This is a genomic window from Kribbella sp. NPDC050241, assembly GCF_044459685.1.
In the GTDB taxonomy this organism is placed as follows: domain Bacteria; phylum Actinomycetota; class Actinomycetes; order Propionibacteriales; family Kribbellaceae; genus Kribbella.
The window spans coordinates 529412-543449 of record NZ_JBITJE010000005.1; the positions used below are offsets into that span (position 1 = coordinate 529412).

Annotated in this window: 13 protein-coding genes; 9 read left to right on the top strand and 4 right to left on the bottom strand. The window is 69.4% G+C overall.

Annotated features, from left to right (window positions below):
- Positions 1–46 precede the first annotated feature (46 nt).
- Complete coding sequence (locus ACIBG5_RS26055; protein ID WP_360452020.1) at positions 47–616, top strand: dihydrofolate reductase family protein; 570 nt, start codon at positions 47–49, stop codon at positions 614–616.
- Here the strand turns inward: ACIBG5_RS26055 and ACIBG5_RS26060 are convergent.
- Together ACIBG5_RS26060 and ACIBG5_RS26065 are read right to left on the bottom strand one after the other, a co-directional pair.
- The gene (locus tag ACIBG5_RS26060) at positions 600–1505 is read right to left on the bottom strand and encodes a M56 family metallopeptidase (RefSeq protein ID WP_396394055.1); all 906 of its coding nucleotides are present in this window, start codon (positions 1503–1505) and stop codon (positions 600–602) included. The genes ACIBG5_RS26055 and ACIBG5_RS26060 overlap by 17 nt on opposite strands.
- Complete coding sequence (locus ACIBG5_RS26065) at positions 1502–1906, bottom strand: BlaI/MecI/CopY family transcriptional regulator (protein WP_393396982.1); 405 nt, start codon at positions 1904–1906, stop codon at positions 1502–1504. Before ACIBG5_RS26065 ends, ACIBG5_RS26060 begins: the two co-directional genes overlap by 4 nt.
- A gap of 82 nt (positions 1907–1988) precedes the next feature.
- Here ACIBG5_RS26065 and ACIBG5_RS26070 point away from each other — a divergent pair, with 82 nt between their 5' ends.
- From ACIBG5_RS26070 to ACIBG5_RS26105, 8 genes are all read left to right on the top strand, one after another.
- Positions 1989–3404, top strand: a complete 1416-nt coding sequence (locus ACIBG5_RS26070; protein ID WP_396394056.1) for a cytochrome ubiquinol oxidase subunit I — start codon at positions 1989–1991, stop codon at positions 3402–3404.
- Between the two features lie 10 nt (positions 3405–3414).
- Positions 3415–4425, top strand: a complete 1011-nt coding sequence (gene cydB / locus ACIBG5_RS26075; RefSeq protein WP_396394057.1) for a cytochrome d ubiquinol oxidase subunit II — start codon at positions 3415–3417, stop codon at positions 4423–4425.
- Positions 4422–6167: a thiol reductant ABC exporter subunit CydD gene (cydD, locus tag ACIBG5_RS26080; protein WP_396394058.1), complete on the top strand. Its 1746-nt coding sequence runs from the start codon at positions 4422–4424 to the stop codon at positions 6165–6167. Before cydB ends, cydD begins: the two co-directional genes overlap by 4 nt.
- A gap of 281 nt (positions 6168–6448) precedes the next feature.
- Positions 6449–8050, top strand: a complete 1602-nt coding sequence (cydC, locus tag ACIBG5_RS26085; protein ID WP_396394172.1) for a thiol reductant ABC exporter subunit CydC — start codon at positions 6449–6451, stop codon at positions 8048–8050.
- 43 nt (positions 8051–8093) lie between these two features.
- Positions 8094–9284 (top strand): signal recognition particle-docking protein FtsY, encoded by a 1191-nt coding sequence (gene ftsY, locus ACIBG5_RS26090; protein ID WP_396394059.1) that lies wholly within the window; start codon positions 8094–8096, stop codon positions 9282–9284.
- A 71-nt stretch (positions 9285–9355) separates the two neighbouring features.
- Positions 9356–10684, top strand: a complete 1329-nt coding sequence (locus ACIBG5_RS26095) for an NAD(P)/FAD-dependent oxidoreductase (RefSeq protein WP_396394060.1) — start codon at positions 9356–9358, stop codon at positions 10682–10684.
- Complete coding sequence (locus ACIBG5_RS26100; RefSeq protein ID WP_396394061.1) at positions 10681–11085, top strand: YciI family protein; 405 nt, start codon at positions 10681–10683, stop codon at positions 11083–11085. Before ACIBG5_RS26095 ends, ACIBG5_RS26100 begins: the two co-directional genes overlap by 4 nt.
- On the top strand, positions 11066–12268 hold the full coding sequence (locus ACIBG5_RS26105; RefSeq protein WP_396394062.1) for an RNA polymerase sigma factor: 1203 nt from the start codon (positions 11066–11068) through the stop codon (positions 12266–12268). The genes ACIBG5_RS26100 and ACIBG5_RS26105 overlap by 20 nt, the downstream gene beginning before the upstream one ends.
- On the opposite strand, the gene ACIBG5_RS26110 is transcribed toward ACIBG5_RS26105, so the two are convergent.
- Together ACIBG5_RS26110 and ACIBG5_RS26115 are read right to left on the bottom strand one after the other, a co-directional pair.
- Positions 12261–12905, bottom strand: a complete 645-nt coding sequence (locus tag ACIBG5_RS26110) for a DivIVA domain-containing protein (protein ID WP_396394063.1) — start codon at positions 12903–12905, stop codon at positions 12261–12263. The genes ACIBG5_RS26105 and ACIBG5_RS26110 overlap by 8 nt on opposite strands.
- Positions 12902–14038, bottom strand: a complete 1137-nt coding sequence (locus ACIBG5_RS26115; protein WP_396394064.1) for a globin domain-containing protein — start codon at positions 14036–14038, stop codon at positions 12902–12904. Before ACIBG5_RS26115 ends, ACIBG5_RS26110 begins: the two co-directional genes overlap by 4 nt.

Sequence of the window (14038 nt, forward strand, 5' to 3'; positions counted from 1 at the left end):
GGCCGTGGCCCGGGGTGAGGGGAAACATTTCGGGTAGCCTCGCTGGATGAGGCGACTGATCTTTCAGGAGTACGTCACCCTCGACGGGTACGCCGCCGGACCGGACGGTGGGCTGGAGTTCTTCGACACGATCGCCGGGCAGTCCGACACCGACAATCTCGCCTTGCTCGAGAACGTCGACACCATGGTGCTCGGCGCCGAGACGTACCGGTTGTTCGCCGCGTTCTGGCCGACGGCCGCCTCTGCCGGTGAGGTGATCGCGGAGAAGCTCAACGCGTTGCGCCTGGTGGTCGTCTCGACGACGCTCGAGAGCGCACCGTGGGGGCAGTACGAGCCCGGCATCGTGGTCCGCGACCTCGACGCGGTGCGGGCGATCAAGGCCGAGCAGGACGGCAAGGACCTGATCCTGTGGGGCAGCATCACGCTGTTCCACTCGCTGCTGCACGCCGGTCTGGTCGACGAGGTGCAGTTACGCATCTGCCCGATCCTGCTGGGCGCGGGCAAGAGCGCGTTCCCGGTCGGGGGCCAGCCGGTCGACCTCGACCTGATCGAGGCCAGGCCGTGGGCCAAGGGCGGCGTACTGGTCCGCTACCAGCCGGCTAACTCACCGCGCTGACGATCGCTTTGACGAGTGGGGCGGCGACGGTGATCGTCGGGAGGATCAGGAGGGCGGCCGCCACGGCGTAGGTGCCGGCGGCGAGCCAGGCGTTGCTCGGCTCGGGGTCGGCGAGGCGCTGGACCCGCAGTACGGTCGCCGACTTGGCAGCGGCCAATCCTGCTTCGGGAGCTGGTGCGCCGGCGAGCGCGACCAGGGCTCGGGCGAGTGGGCGTGGGCCGTTGCGGCGGCGGGCGTCGTCGTCCGCCAGCAGCTCGACCAGCGTGCGTGCCTGCTCCAGTGCTACGTCGCTGCGGACCAAGCGCGGGAATGCCATGTGCAGTGCTGTGAACGCCTCGAGGACAAGATCGTGCCGGGCGCGCAGGTGCGCTTGCTCGTGGGCGAGCACGGCGCGCAGCTCGTTGTCGTCGAGCCTGTCCAGAGCTCCGACCGACACGACCACGCGGGCGCCGCGGAGAGCTGGGAGGCAGTAGGCCAGCGGTGTTTCCTCGGCGAGCACACGCAGTCCCGGGATCAGGCCGTCCGGTCTGGCGAGTACGTCGACCAGGTCGCGGTGCCGCTTGCGGCGGGCCCTGGTACCTACTGCGACTCGGCTGGCTGCCCAGAGGAGTCTCACCAGAACCAGTGCGGTCATGGCGAGGATGACGGCCGCCAGCAGGTCTCGGGCGGACGATGGGTCGAAGCGTGGCCGGCCGGGTTCGCCCGCTGTGGAGTAGGAGAGCGCGATGCCGGCGCCTAGCGCGGCCAGTACGGCGGCGAGCGATATCGCCTGCCAGAGTGTGACGGCAGCGCGGGGGATCCGGTAGGGCCAGCTGGAACGTGCCAGCAGCGCCGGTGCCGGCCCCGTCAGCACCAGGGCGAGTGCGGCGAGCAGGACGGGGGTGATCACCCCGCTCGCTCCTCGCTCTCCGCGTGGCCCTCCAGCCGGCCGAGGGCTTCGCGGAGCAGTGCGGCTTCCTCGTCGCTGACCTGTCCGACGAAGCGGACCAACGCCTCGCGGCGATCACCGGCACGGTCGAGGGCATCCCGCATAAGGTCCGCCGCGAGCTCCTCACGTGGCGAGGCGGCCCGGTAGCGCCAGGCCTTGCCGTCGCGCTCCCGCTCGGTCAGCTTCTTCTTGGCCAGCCGGTCCAGCACGGTCATCACGGTCGTGTAGGCGAGCTCACGGGTGTCCGCCAGTTGCTCGTGCACCTCGCGAACCGTCAGCGCCGCCGGCGCAGCCCACAGCCGCTCCATGACCAGCCGCTCCAGGTCGCCCAGGGGGCGCGGTGCCTTCTCCTCACTCGCCACGTGACCAGTATAACTACGCGTTGTAGTAGATCCGCGCTAGCATCTACTACGTAACGTCGTAGATGGCTGGGGAGGCCGGCGCGTGGACACCCTGGATCTGGCTCGATGGCAGTTCGCCATCACCACCGTGTACCACTTCTTCTTCGTCCCGGTGACGATCTCGCTGGTCGCGATCACTGCCGGGCTGCAGACCGCGTGGTACCGGACCGGCAAAGAGAAGTACCTGCGGCTGACCAAGTTCTACGGGAAGCTGTTCCTGATCAACATCGCGATGGGTGTGGTCACCGGACTGGTGCAGGAGTTCCAGTTCGGGATGAACTGGAGCGACTACTCGCGGTTCGTCGGCGACGTGTTCGGTGCACCGCTGGCGCTGGAGGGGCTGCTCGCGTTCTTCCTGGAGTCGACATTCATCGGGCTGTGGATCTTCGGCTGGGAGCGGTTGCCCCGGCTGGTCCATCTCGGGTGCATCTGGATGGTGGTGCTGGGGTCGCAGTTGTCGGCGTACTTCATCCTGGCGGCCAACTCGTGGATGCAGAACCCGGTCGGCTTCCGCTACAACGCTTCCCGTGGCCGCGCGGAGCTGACCGATATCTGGGCGGTGCTGACGAACAAGGTCGTCCTGGTCACCTACCCGCACACGATCTTCGCCGCGTTCATGGTCGGCGGTGCGTTCGTCGCCGGGGTGGCGCTCTGGCACCTGATCCGGCGGCCGTCGGTGGACCGCGAGGTGTTCCGTACGGCGCTCAAAATCGGGGCCGTGATCGTGATCGCGGCCGGTGCCGGGGTCGCGATCAGCGGTGACCAGCAGGGCAAGGTGATGACCGAGGTACAGCCGATGAAGATGGCCGCGGCCGAGGCGCTGTACGAGACGGAGAAGCCGGCGTCGTTCTCGGTCTTCACCGTGGGCACGCTGGACGGGTCGCGGGAGATCTTCTCCGTCAAGCTGCCGCATCTGCTGTCGTTCCTGGCCACCGGGAACTTCAACGGCGAGGTGAAGGGGATCAACTCGCTGCAGGCCGCGTACGAGCAGTTGTACGGGCCGGGGTCGTACAAGCCGAACATCCCGCTGACCTACTGGACCTTCCGGTTGATGATCGGAGTCGGGATGGCGTCCGCCGTGCTGGCGGTGTGGTTGCTGTGGACCACCCGGCGTGGCCGGGCGCCTGCTCGGTGGCTGATCTGGCTCGCGGCTCCGCTGCCGTTGCTGCCACTGCTGGCGAACACCTTCGGCTGGATCTTCACCGAGACCGGGCGGCAGCCCTGGCTGGTGTTCGGATTGTTGCCGACGGCATCGGGTGTGTCGCCGGGCACGACCAGCGGCGAGGTGATCACGTCGCTGGCCGGCTTCACCGTGCTGTACGGCGTACTCGCTGTTGTCGAGGTCAAGCTGATGGTGCGCACCATCCGCGGTGGGCTGGCCGGGACGGACGGGCCGGCGCCCGATTCGCCGGACGACGCACCGGACGACGCCGCCAAACCGTTGTCGTTCGCCTACTGAGGGGCTGGCCATGGAACTCACCACCGTTTGGTTCCTCGCCATCGCGGGGTTGTGGATCGGGTACTTCGTCCTGGAGGGATTCGACTTCGGCGTCGGCACGCTGCTGCGGGTGCTCGGGCGGAACGAGCCGGAGCGACGGGCGGTGATCACCACGATCGGGCCGGTCTGGGACGGCAACGAGGTGTGGCTGATCGTGGCCGGCGGGGCGACGTTCGCTGCCTTTCCGGAGTGGTACGCGACGTTGTTCAGTGGGTTCTACCTACCGCTGTTCGCGATCCTGGTGTCGCTGATCGTGCGCGGGGTGGCGTTGGAGTACCGCGGTAAGCGCGACGACCTGGTCTGGCGCGGCCGGATGGACACGATGATCACGATCGGGTCGGTGCTGCCTGCGCTGCTGTGGGGTCTCACGTTCGCCAACCTGCTGCGTGGGGTGCCGCTTGATGCTTCGTTCGAGTACGTCGGCAATCTCGGTGACCTGTTGAGTCCGTTCGCTCTGCTCGGCGCGGTTGCGTTCACCGCGGTGTTCGTTGCCCATGGCGCGATCTTCCTTGCCTTGCGGACGACGGATGATCTGCGGGTGCGGGCCAATCGGTTGGCCTCGCGTGCCGGGTTGGTGGCGGCGGTGCTGGTGATCGCCTTTCTCGCGTGGGCCCAGGCGATCCGCGGTGACACCGGCTCGGTGATCGTCGCGGCGTTGGCGGTGGTCGCGTTCGCCGGTGGTCTGGTTGCGAACCGGGTCCGGCGCGAGGGCTGGGCTTTCCTCGGTACGGCGCTCGCCGTCGGGCTGGCCGTGGCGTCGTTGTTCGCCGCGATGTTCCCGGCCGTGATGCCGTCAACACTTGATCCGCAATCAACATTGACAACAGTTGATGCCGCGTCAACGCCGTACACGTTGAAGATCTTGACGATCATTGCCGGGATCTTCCTGCCGTTGGTGCTGCTGTACCAGGGGTGGACGTACTGGGTGTTCCGCAAGCGCATCACTGTCGAGCCGGTCGCTGTCTCGGGCTCCGCGTCATGAAGCCCGTCGACCCGCGGCTGCTGCGCAGAGCGCGGGGTGCGCGGGTCTTTCTCGCGGCGTCGGTGCTGATCGGGATCGCCAGCGGATTGCTGATCGTGATCCAGGCTGTGCTGCTGGCGCGCGGCATCGCGGGCATGGTGCCGACCGCCGACGGAGGAACCGGCGTACTCCGCGGAGACGCGGGCGGCGCCGAGCCCAGTGGCGGCGTGCTGGGTGGGGGGCTGGGCAGCGGGTTGCTCGGCGGCTTGCTCGGCGAAGGCTTGCGGGGCGGCGGGGTGGCGGCTGTGGCTCTCGGGCTGGGGGTTGTTGTGGTAGGGCGGGGGCTCTTGGTGTGGATGCAGGAGGTGGTGGCGCAGCGAGCGGCGGCTGCGGTGAAGTCGACGCTGCGTCGGCAGGTGCTGGAGCACTCACTGAAGCTCGGGCCGGTGTGGCTGAGTGGTGAGCGCAGCAGCGCAATGACGACCCTGCTGACCAAGGGGCTGGACGACCTGGATCCGTACTTCGCGCGGTACCTGCCCCAGCTCGTACTAGCCGCGACCGTCCCGGCCGGCGTGATCGGATGGATGGCGACGGGAGACCTGATCGCGGCGGGGACCGTGCTGATCACGCTCCCGCTGATCCCGATCTTCATGGCCCTGATCGGCTGGGCGACCCAAGCCCACAGCCGGCGCCGCCAGCACGCACTGTCCGTCCTCGCGCACCACTTCGCCGATGTCGTCTCCGGTTTGCCCACCCTGAAGCTGTTCGGCCGCGCCAAGGCCCAGGAGTCCGCCGTACGACGGGTGACCGACAAGCATCGGGTGGCGTCGATGAGCAGTCTGCGGTTGGCGTTCCTGTCGTCGTTCGCGCTGGAACTGCTGGCGAGCATCTCGGTGGCGCTGGTCGCCGTCGGTGTCGGTCTGCGGCTGGTCGACGGCAAGCTGGGGCTCGAGACGGCGTTGATGGTGTTGATCCTGGCGCCTGAGGCGTACCTGCCGTTGCGTCAGGTCGGCATGCAGTTCCACGCCAGTGCGGACGGGGTCGCCGCGAGCGAAGAGGTGTTCCGGATCCTGGAGACGCCACTGCCTGAGCGCGGCGATCGGACCGACGTACCGGACCTGCGGGTGAGCCCGCTGCAGCTGTACGACGTGACGGTGCGGTACCCAGGACGCGACGACGCGGCGCTGGATGGGTTCGACCTGGACGTGCGTCCGGGGGAGGTGGTTGCGCTGACCGGGCCGAGCGGGGTCGGGAAGTCGACTGTGCTGGCTGTGTTGCTCGGGTTTGTGGAGCTGGAGCGGGGCGTGGTTGTTGCGGGTGGGAGTGCGGCGGACGAGTTCGAGCCGACGGTGTGGAGGCGGCAGTTCGCCTGGGTGCCACAGCGGCCCGGGCTGCGGATGGGAACGGTCGCGGACAACGTGCGGCTGGGTCGGCCGGATGCCTCCGACGACGAGGTCCGGCTGGCGCTGATCGCGGCCGGCGCCGGTGAACTGGAGCTCGACAAGGCAGTCGGCGAGCAAGGGCAGCTGCTGTCCGGTGGGCAGCAACGCCGAGTGGCACTGGCCCGAGCGCTGATCACCGACGCCCCGGTGCTCCTCCTGGACGAGCCGACAGCGGGCCTGGACCCCGACGCGGAGGCGACAGTCATCGCCGGCCTCCGTGCCAGCGGCCGCACAGTCCTGATGGTCGCTCACAGACCCGCCCTGATCGCCGCCGCAGACCGAACAGTCACGGTCGGCGCGAGAGAGCTGGTGAACGCATGAGCGCCACAAGCAGCCCTCGGCGACGTCTGACGGAGCCGGGCGGAGCGCACCTCACCGAAGCGAGCCAGCCGGCCCTCGGGATCCCGATGGAAGCGGGAACCGCGGGAGACACGGGGTCGGGGGGAGAGACGACGGGGCTGCGGGAAGAGACGGGGCCGCGGGGAGAGACGACGGGGTCGGCGAGAGGGACGGGGCCGCAGGAGGAGACGGGGCCGCGGGGAGAGACGGGGGCGTGGGGAGAGACGGAGTTGGGGCGGGGGTGGTTTCCGGTTGGGCTGGTGGTGCCTGAGCGGGGCGTGCGGTGGCGGTTGGGGGTGGCGCTCGCGGCTGGGGTGGCGGCTGCGGGGTCTGCGGTGGGGTTGCTGGCTACTTCGGCTTGGTTGATTACCACTGCTGCGGCTCAGCCGCCGGTGTTGATCTTGATGGTAGCGATCGTGGCGGTGCGGGCGTTCGGGGTGGGACGCGGGGTGTTCCGGTACGTCGAGCGGTTGGTCGGGCATGACGCGGCGTACCGGGTGCTGGGGGAGACTCGGGCGCGGATCACCGGGCGGTTGGAGAAGCTGGCGCCGGGTGGGCTGAGCTCGCAGCGGAAGGGTGACCTGCTGGCGAGGCTGGTGCTGGACGTGGACGCGGTGCTGGACCTGTGGCTGCGCGTGCTGCTGCCGGTAGCGGTCGCAGCGGTGACAGCCACCGCCACGGTGGTCCTCATAGCTCTGCTGCTGCCGGCTGCGGGTGTAGCCGTCGCGTTGGCGGTCCTGATCGCGTGCACCGTCGTACCGTGGCTGACCGCGAAGACCGCTGGACGGGCCGAGCGGAAGCTCTCAGGTGCACGCGGCGAGGTAGCGGCCGCCGCCACCGAGACGCTGCTCACCGCAGGCGACATCGTCGCGTTCAACGCGATCGACAACGTGCTGGACTCCTTCAGCGCCAGCGACTCTCGCCTAGCCACGGCAGAGCGACGCTCTGCCTGGAGCGCCGGACTCGGGGCAGCGCTCCTCGTGCTGTGCGTCGGCGGTGCGAGCGTGGCCGGTCTGGTGCTCGGCAGTACGGCGAACATCACCGGCGCAGTGTTCGCCGTACTCGTCCTGACCCCACTCGCGCTCGCCGATGTCCTCGGTGGGATCCCGGCCGCCGCACAACTAGCGATCCGCGTCCGGGCATCACTGGACCGGGTCCAAGAGCTCCTGGACACCCAAGAGCCAGTCACCGAACCCGAGACCCCGCTACCCCTGCCCCACGGACGCGACCTCGAGGTGAAGCTCCTCCGAGTTGGGTACGCCGACCACGCCGACGTACTGAACGGGTTGAGCCTGGACATGCCGGCCGGCAGCCGAGTGGTGATCACCGGCCCGAGCGGCTCGGGAAAGAGCACCCTCGCAGCGGTCCTGCTGCGGTTCCTGGAGCCGCGCGCCGGCGAGGTGCTGCTGGACGGTGTCGATCTGGCCAAGCTCGAGGGCGACCAGGTCCGGTCCGTGGTCGGCCTGCTCACCCAGGAGAGCCACGTGTTCGACACGAGCATCCGGGAGAACCTCCTGCTCGCCAAGCCCGGCGCCAGTGACCTGGAGCTCTGGAGGGCGCTCTACCGCGCCCGCCTCGGGGTCTTCGTCGAGACGCTGCCGGACGGGCTCGACACGATGGTGGGCGAGCACGGCGCCCGGCTGTCGGGTGGGGAGCGGCAGCGCCTCGCGTTCGCCCGGCTGCTGCTGGCCGACCGCGACGTACTCGTGCTGGACGAGCCGACCGAGCACCTGGACGAGGAGACTGGACGGGCGCTGCTGGAGGACCTGTTCGCCGCGGCCGGGCACCGGACCGTGGTGTTGCTCACGCACCGGCCCGAGCTGGTACCGCCTCACGTACCGCGACAGCTGGTGCGCCTGACGTGATGGATGCAAAGGGCGGGCCGGGTGTCTGTCAAGATGGGGAACCGTGTTGACTCCACAGCTCGTCACTCTGCTCTCGGACCAGGCCCTGATCGCGATCATCGTCGTGGTCGCGGCTGTCCTGGTCGCCGGTACCGCCGGACTCGTGGTGTCCCGGCGGCGGTCGTCCCAGCTGCCGCAGGCCACTCAGCCGGCGCCGCTCGACACCGCTGAGCCGACGGTCGGTGAGGACGCCGAGGAGCCGAGGGACACGCCGACCCGGACGCTGGAGGACACCGAGCTGCCGGTGGAGGCCCCGGCCGCGACGATCGAGAAGCCGGAGTCCGCGCAGGGACGGCTGGTCCGGCTGCGCGCGCGGCTGGCGCGGTCGCAGGGGTCGCTGGGCAAGGGCCTGCTCGCACTGCTGTCGCGGGACAAGCTGGACGAGGAGGCGTGGGAGGACATCGAGACCACGCTGATCACGGCGGACGTCGGTGTGGCGCCGACACAGGAGCTGGTCGAGAAGCTGCGGACCCGGATGCGAGTCGAGGGCGTCAGCGGCGCGCAGGCCCGCGACATCCTCCGCGAGGAGCTGATCGCGCTGGTCGACCCGTCGCTGGACCGGACGCTGAAGGTGAGCCGCAAGGAGACGCAGCCGGCGGTCGTGATGGTCGTCGGTGTGAACGGCACCGGCAAGACCACCACGGTCGGCAAGCTGGCGCGGGTCCTGGTCGCCGAGGACAAGCACGTCGTGCTCGGCGCGGCCGACACGTTCCGGGCCGCGGCCGCGGACCAGCTGCAGACCTGGGGTGACCGGGTCGGGGTCCGGACCGTGCGCGGCCCTGAGGGCGGCGACCCGGCCAGCGTCGCGTTCGACTCGGTCAAGCAGGGCATCGAGGAGGAGGCGGACGCCGTCCTGGTCGACACTGCCGGACGGCTGCACACCAAGACCGGCCTGATGGACGAGCTGGGCAAGGTGAAGCGGGTGATCGAGAAGACTGCCGAGGTCGACGAGGTGCTGCTCGTCATCGACGCCACCACCGGCCAGAACGGCCTCACCCAGGCCCGCGTCTTCGCCGAGGTCATCGACGTCACCGGACTGGTCCTGACCAAGCTCGACGGTACGGCGAAGGGCGGCATCGTGATCGCGGTCCAGCGTGAGCTCGGCGTACCGGTCAAACTGGTCGGCCTGGGCGAGGGTGCCGACGACATGGCGCCGTTCGACGCCGAGCAGTTCGTGGACGCCCTGCTGGACTGACGCCCTGCTGGGCGGACGCGCCGCTGGACCGAGGCTGTCTGCCGGGCGGGTGGATCTGGTACTCAGGTGGCATGACGCTGCCAAGAGTCGTGATCATCGGTGCCGGGTTCGCCGGGTTCCACGCGGCCAAGACGCTGTGCCGGCTGGCCAAGGGCCGGGCCGACATCGTCATGGTCAATCCGACCGACTACTTCCTGTACGTCCCGCTGCTGCCCGAGGTCGCGACCGGCATCCTCGAGCCCCGGCGGCTGACAGTGTCCATCGCGGACGCGCTGCCCGACGTCCGCCTGGTGCTCGGAGAAGCCGAGGGACTCGACCTGGACCGGCGGACGGTGCAGTACGCCGATCCGCTCGACCGGCGCGACGAGATCGAGTACGACCGGCTCATCATCGCCGCCGGCAGTGTGAACAAGCTGCTGCCCATCCCCGGCGTGACGGAGTACGCGCACGGCTTCCGTGGCATCCCCGAAGCGGTCTTCCTGCGTGACCACCTGACCCAGCAGATCGAGCTCGCCAACGCCACCGACGATGCGGCCGCGCGGGACGCACTCTGCACGTTCGTTGTCGTCGGAGCGGGCTACACGGGCACAGAGGTGGCAGCGCACGGCGTCCTGTACACCGAGCTGCTCAAGAAACGCAGACCGCGCCTGCGCCACCAGCGGATGCGCTGGATGCTGCTGGACATCGCCGACCGCGTCCTGCCCGAGCTGGACGAGCGGCTGTCGCGTACGGCGGACAGAGTGCTACGCGAGCGTGGTGTCGAGGTCATGATGGGTACGTCGGTCGAAGAGGCCATGCACGACGGTGTCCGACTCACCGACCAGTCCGACGTACCGACCCACTCACTGATCTGGTGTGTCGGCGTCCGTCCGGACCCTGTGGTCGAGGCACTCGGTCTGAAGACGCAGAAGGGGCGTCTGCTGGTCGACGAGTACCTGAACGTGCCCGACCACCCAGAGGTGTTCGCCTGCGGCGACGCGGCCGCCGTACCGGATCTGACGCGGCCTGGCGAGGTCACACCGATGACTGCGCAACATGCCGAGCGGCAAGGCCGGCGAGCTGCCAAGAACGTAGCCGCCAGCTTTGGCACAGGTGAGCGGAAGCCGTACATCCACAAGGACCTCGGCTTCGTGGTGGACCTGGGCGGCAAGCAGGCGGCGGCCAACCCGCTGCAGATCCCGCTCGCCGGTCTCCCCGCGAAGGCGGTGACCCGTGGCTACCATCTGATGTCCATGCCGGGGAACCGCGTCCGTACGGCGACCGAATGGCTGTTCGATGCGACACTGCACCGGCAGACCACGCAGCTCGGTGTCATCCCCGCGGCCGACGTACCGCTGGAGACCGCGAGTCCGGAGCGGGTCCGCCCACATCGAAGTGGGCCGAAGGAGGAGACGAGATGACCAAGTTCCTGCTGCTGATGCACTACGACGGCGGCAACGTCGACACCCCGATGCTGGAGTGGGACGAGCCCGACATGAAGGCGCACCTGCAGTACCTGACCGACCACCTGGAGCGGCTGCGGGAGAGCGGTGAGCTGGTGGAGGCGCAGGCCCTGACCTGGCCCCAGCACGCCAAGGTCGTCCGGGCTGCCAGCGTGAGTGCGCCGGTGCTGACGGACGGTCCGTACGCCGAGTCCAAGGAGGTGCTGGCCGGGTACACGATGGTGGACGTGGAGTCGGAGGAACGCGCACTGGAGATCGCGGCCGAGCAGTCCGCCGCGCCCGGCCCGGGCGGTGTCCCGGTCGAGCAGCCGATCGAGGTCCGCCGTCTGATGGAGTCGGATGCCGACCTCTACGAATGACCACCACCTCGAGGACCTGCTGCGTGAGCTGACGCCGCAGGTCGTCGGTGCGGTCGTGCGGTGGTCCGGCGACTTCGCGGCGGCGGAGGACGCCGTCCAAGAGGCGCTGCTGGCCGCTGCGACGACCTGGCCACGCGACGGTACGCCGGACAACCCGAAGGCGTGGCTGATCCAGGCGGCGTCGCGGCGGCTGATCGACGAGGTCCGGCAGGAGCAGGCCCGGCGACGCCGGGAGGAGCGTGCCGCGCTGCGCGACGTACCGCCGGAGGACGTCGAGGAGCAGGACGACACGCTGCGGCTGCTGTTCCTGTGCTGCCACCCGAAGCTGACGCCGGCGTCGGCCATCGCGCTGACGCTGCGGGCGGTCGGCGGCCTCACCACCGCCGAGATCGCGCACGCCTACTTGGTGCCTGAGGCGACGATGGCGCAGCGGATCAGCCGGGCGAAGCAGCGGCTCAAGGGCGTCGCCTTCGAGTTGGACACCGGCGAGGAGCGACTCCGCAATGTGCTGCACGTGCTGTACCTGATGTTCAACGAGGGCTACACCAGCACCAGCGGTCCGGAGTTGCAGCGCAGCGATCTGTCGGCGGAAGCGATCCGTCTGACGCGGAGCGTGCACGCGCTACTGCCGGAGAACGGTCAGGTCACCGGACTGCTCGCGCTGATGCTCCTCAGCGACGCTCGCCGCCCCGCCCGCACCGGCGGCGCCGGAGAGCTCATCCCGCTCGCGGACCAGGACCGCACGCTCTGGAACAAGGACCACATCACCGAAGGCGTCGCACTGGCCGTGCAGGCCTTCGACACGCCGCCACTCGGGGAGTACCAGCTACAAGCCGCGATCGCAGCACTGCACGACGAAGTGGACCGGGCAGAGGACACCGACTGGCCGCAGATCCTCGCGCTGTACGGACTGCTGGAGGATCTGTCCGGCAATCCGATGGTGAAGCTCAACCGGGCCATCGCCGCCGCGATGGTCGATGGCCCCGACGCAGGTCTGAAGCTCCTCGAGCCACTCGACGAGGAACTACCTGGCCACTACCGGCTGGACGCCGTACGCGGGCATCTGTACGAGATGAAGGGCGACCACGAGACTGCCGCGCACCATTTCCGCGCGGCGGCCCTCGGTACGACCAGCCTTCCCGAACGCGACTACCTGACGACCAAGGCGGCCGAGCTCAGATAGGCCGACGGTGGCCGGCCACCGTCGGAGTTTCCTGAACACTGCCTCCGTCCGGACCGGCGGACAGGTCGTTCCACCACAACACCTCGCCGGCCGGGGGAGTCGCGTCAGCCGGCACCTGCGGTAGGTGGCCCAGCCGCTCGACCTGCTCCGCCAACGCGTCCAGGACAGACCGGAGCTGCACATGTGCGACCCGGGTGAACGTCCGCACGTACTCCAGGTCGGCGACCGGAGCATCGCTCGCCGGGAAGTGCTTCACAGCGGATTCCACCGAGTCGCGAGCCTGCGCCAGTGCGTCCCGCTGCTGGGTGCGAGCCGTCTCCACCAGATCCTTCGCGTACTGTTCCGCCTCGGCCACCAGGTTGTCCGCGATCTGCTGCGCCTGGCTCAGCAGCCCGACCGCGTGGGCGGTGATGTGGGCGCGCTGGTCCGAGTCCGGCGTACTGCTGCGGAGCCGCTCGACCTCTGCCCGCAGCTCCGCCCGGTCCGCGTCGGCGTACTCGATCTGGTCCGCCAGGTCGCTCAGGTACGCCGTGACTTCGTTCTGGTCCAGGCCCCTGCGGCGGGTGCCGAAGGTCTTGTGCCGGATCGTGTACGGCGATTGAGCCGGTCGGCCGGCGAACGGATCTTGGCGCGTCACTGCTGACTCCCTGCCGAGGTCGTGATCCCCAAGGATTCGGTGTGGATGGCGGTGGTCGGCACACCGGCTTCGGTGAGATCGGCGACCGTGTGCCGGACCATGGCGGGCGATCCGCACACCAGGGCGGTGCGGTCCGTCCACGGCCCCTGGGCAGCGGCGACCGCGCCGACCTGCCCACGCTCCCCGGGGTACGACGAATCGTCGGAAACCACCGGGGTGTAGCTGAACCAGGGCCGCCGGGTGAGGCTGATCAGCTGCTTGTGCTCGTACAGGTTCCACGGCATCCGGGCTCCGTGGAACAGATGCACTCGCGGGACCTGGCTCGACTGGGCCCGCCGGTCGAGCTGCTCGAGCATCGCCCGGAACGGCGCCAGTCCGGTGCCGCCGGCGATCATCACGAGGTCCCGGCCGTCTTCCGGGAGCTTGAGGGTGTCGCCGACCGGAGCGCCGATGCGGACCGGGTCACCGCGCTTGAGCGACCGGACGGCAGGCCCGCTCACCTGGCCGCCGGGGACCAGGCCGATGTGCAGCTCGAACGAACCGTCGCTGCGCGGTGCGTTGGCAGGGCTGTAGTAGCGCCACCGCCGCGGCCGGTAGGGGATCTCGACCGCCACGGACTGGCCAGGCCGGTACTCCAGCGGTCGCTCCGGGTGGATCTGCACGATCGTCACGTCCATCGTGCGCCGGTCCACGCCGAGAACCTCACCGGACCACCAGGCGGGGTACTCCTCGGCGGACTCCTCGGCGGACTGGACCATCACTGTCGCGACCAGGCCGTACGCCTCGGCCCAGTCGGCGGCCAGCTCGGACGTCCAGGCAGCACCCAGGAAGTGCTGCAGCGTCGCGAGCAGGGACGCGCCGACCGCGGAGTAGTGCTCGGCGACGACCGAGAAGCGCCGGTGATCGCGGCCGAGTTGTTGCAGGAACGGCACCACCTCGTCGATTTGAGCGGCGTTGCTGACAACGGCGCCGAGAGCGCCGACGAGCTTGTCGCGTTGGGCGGCCATCGAGACCGGGAACATCTCCCGGACCTCGGGATGGGAAAGGAACAGATGGGAGTAGAAGAACAGCGGCACCTCGTCACCGGACTTGGCGACCAGTGCCCAGCTGTTCTTCAGCGCAGCCGGGTCCAT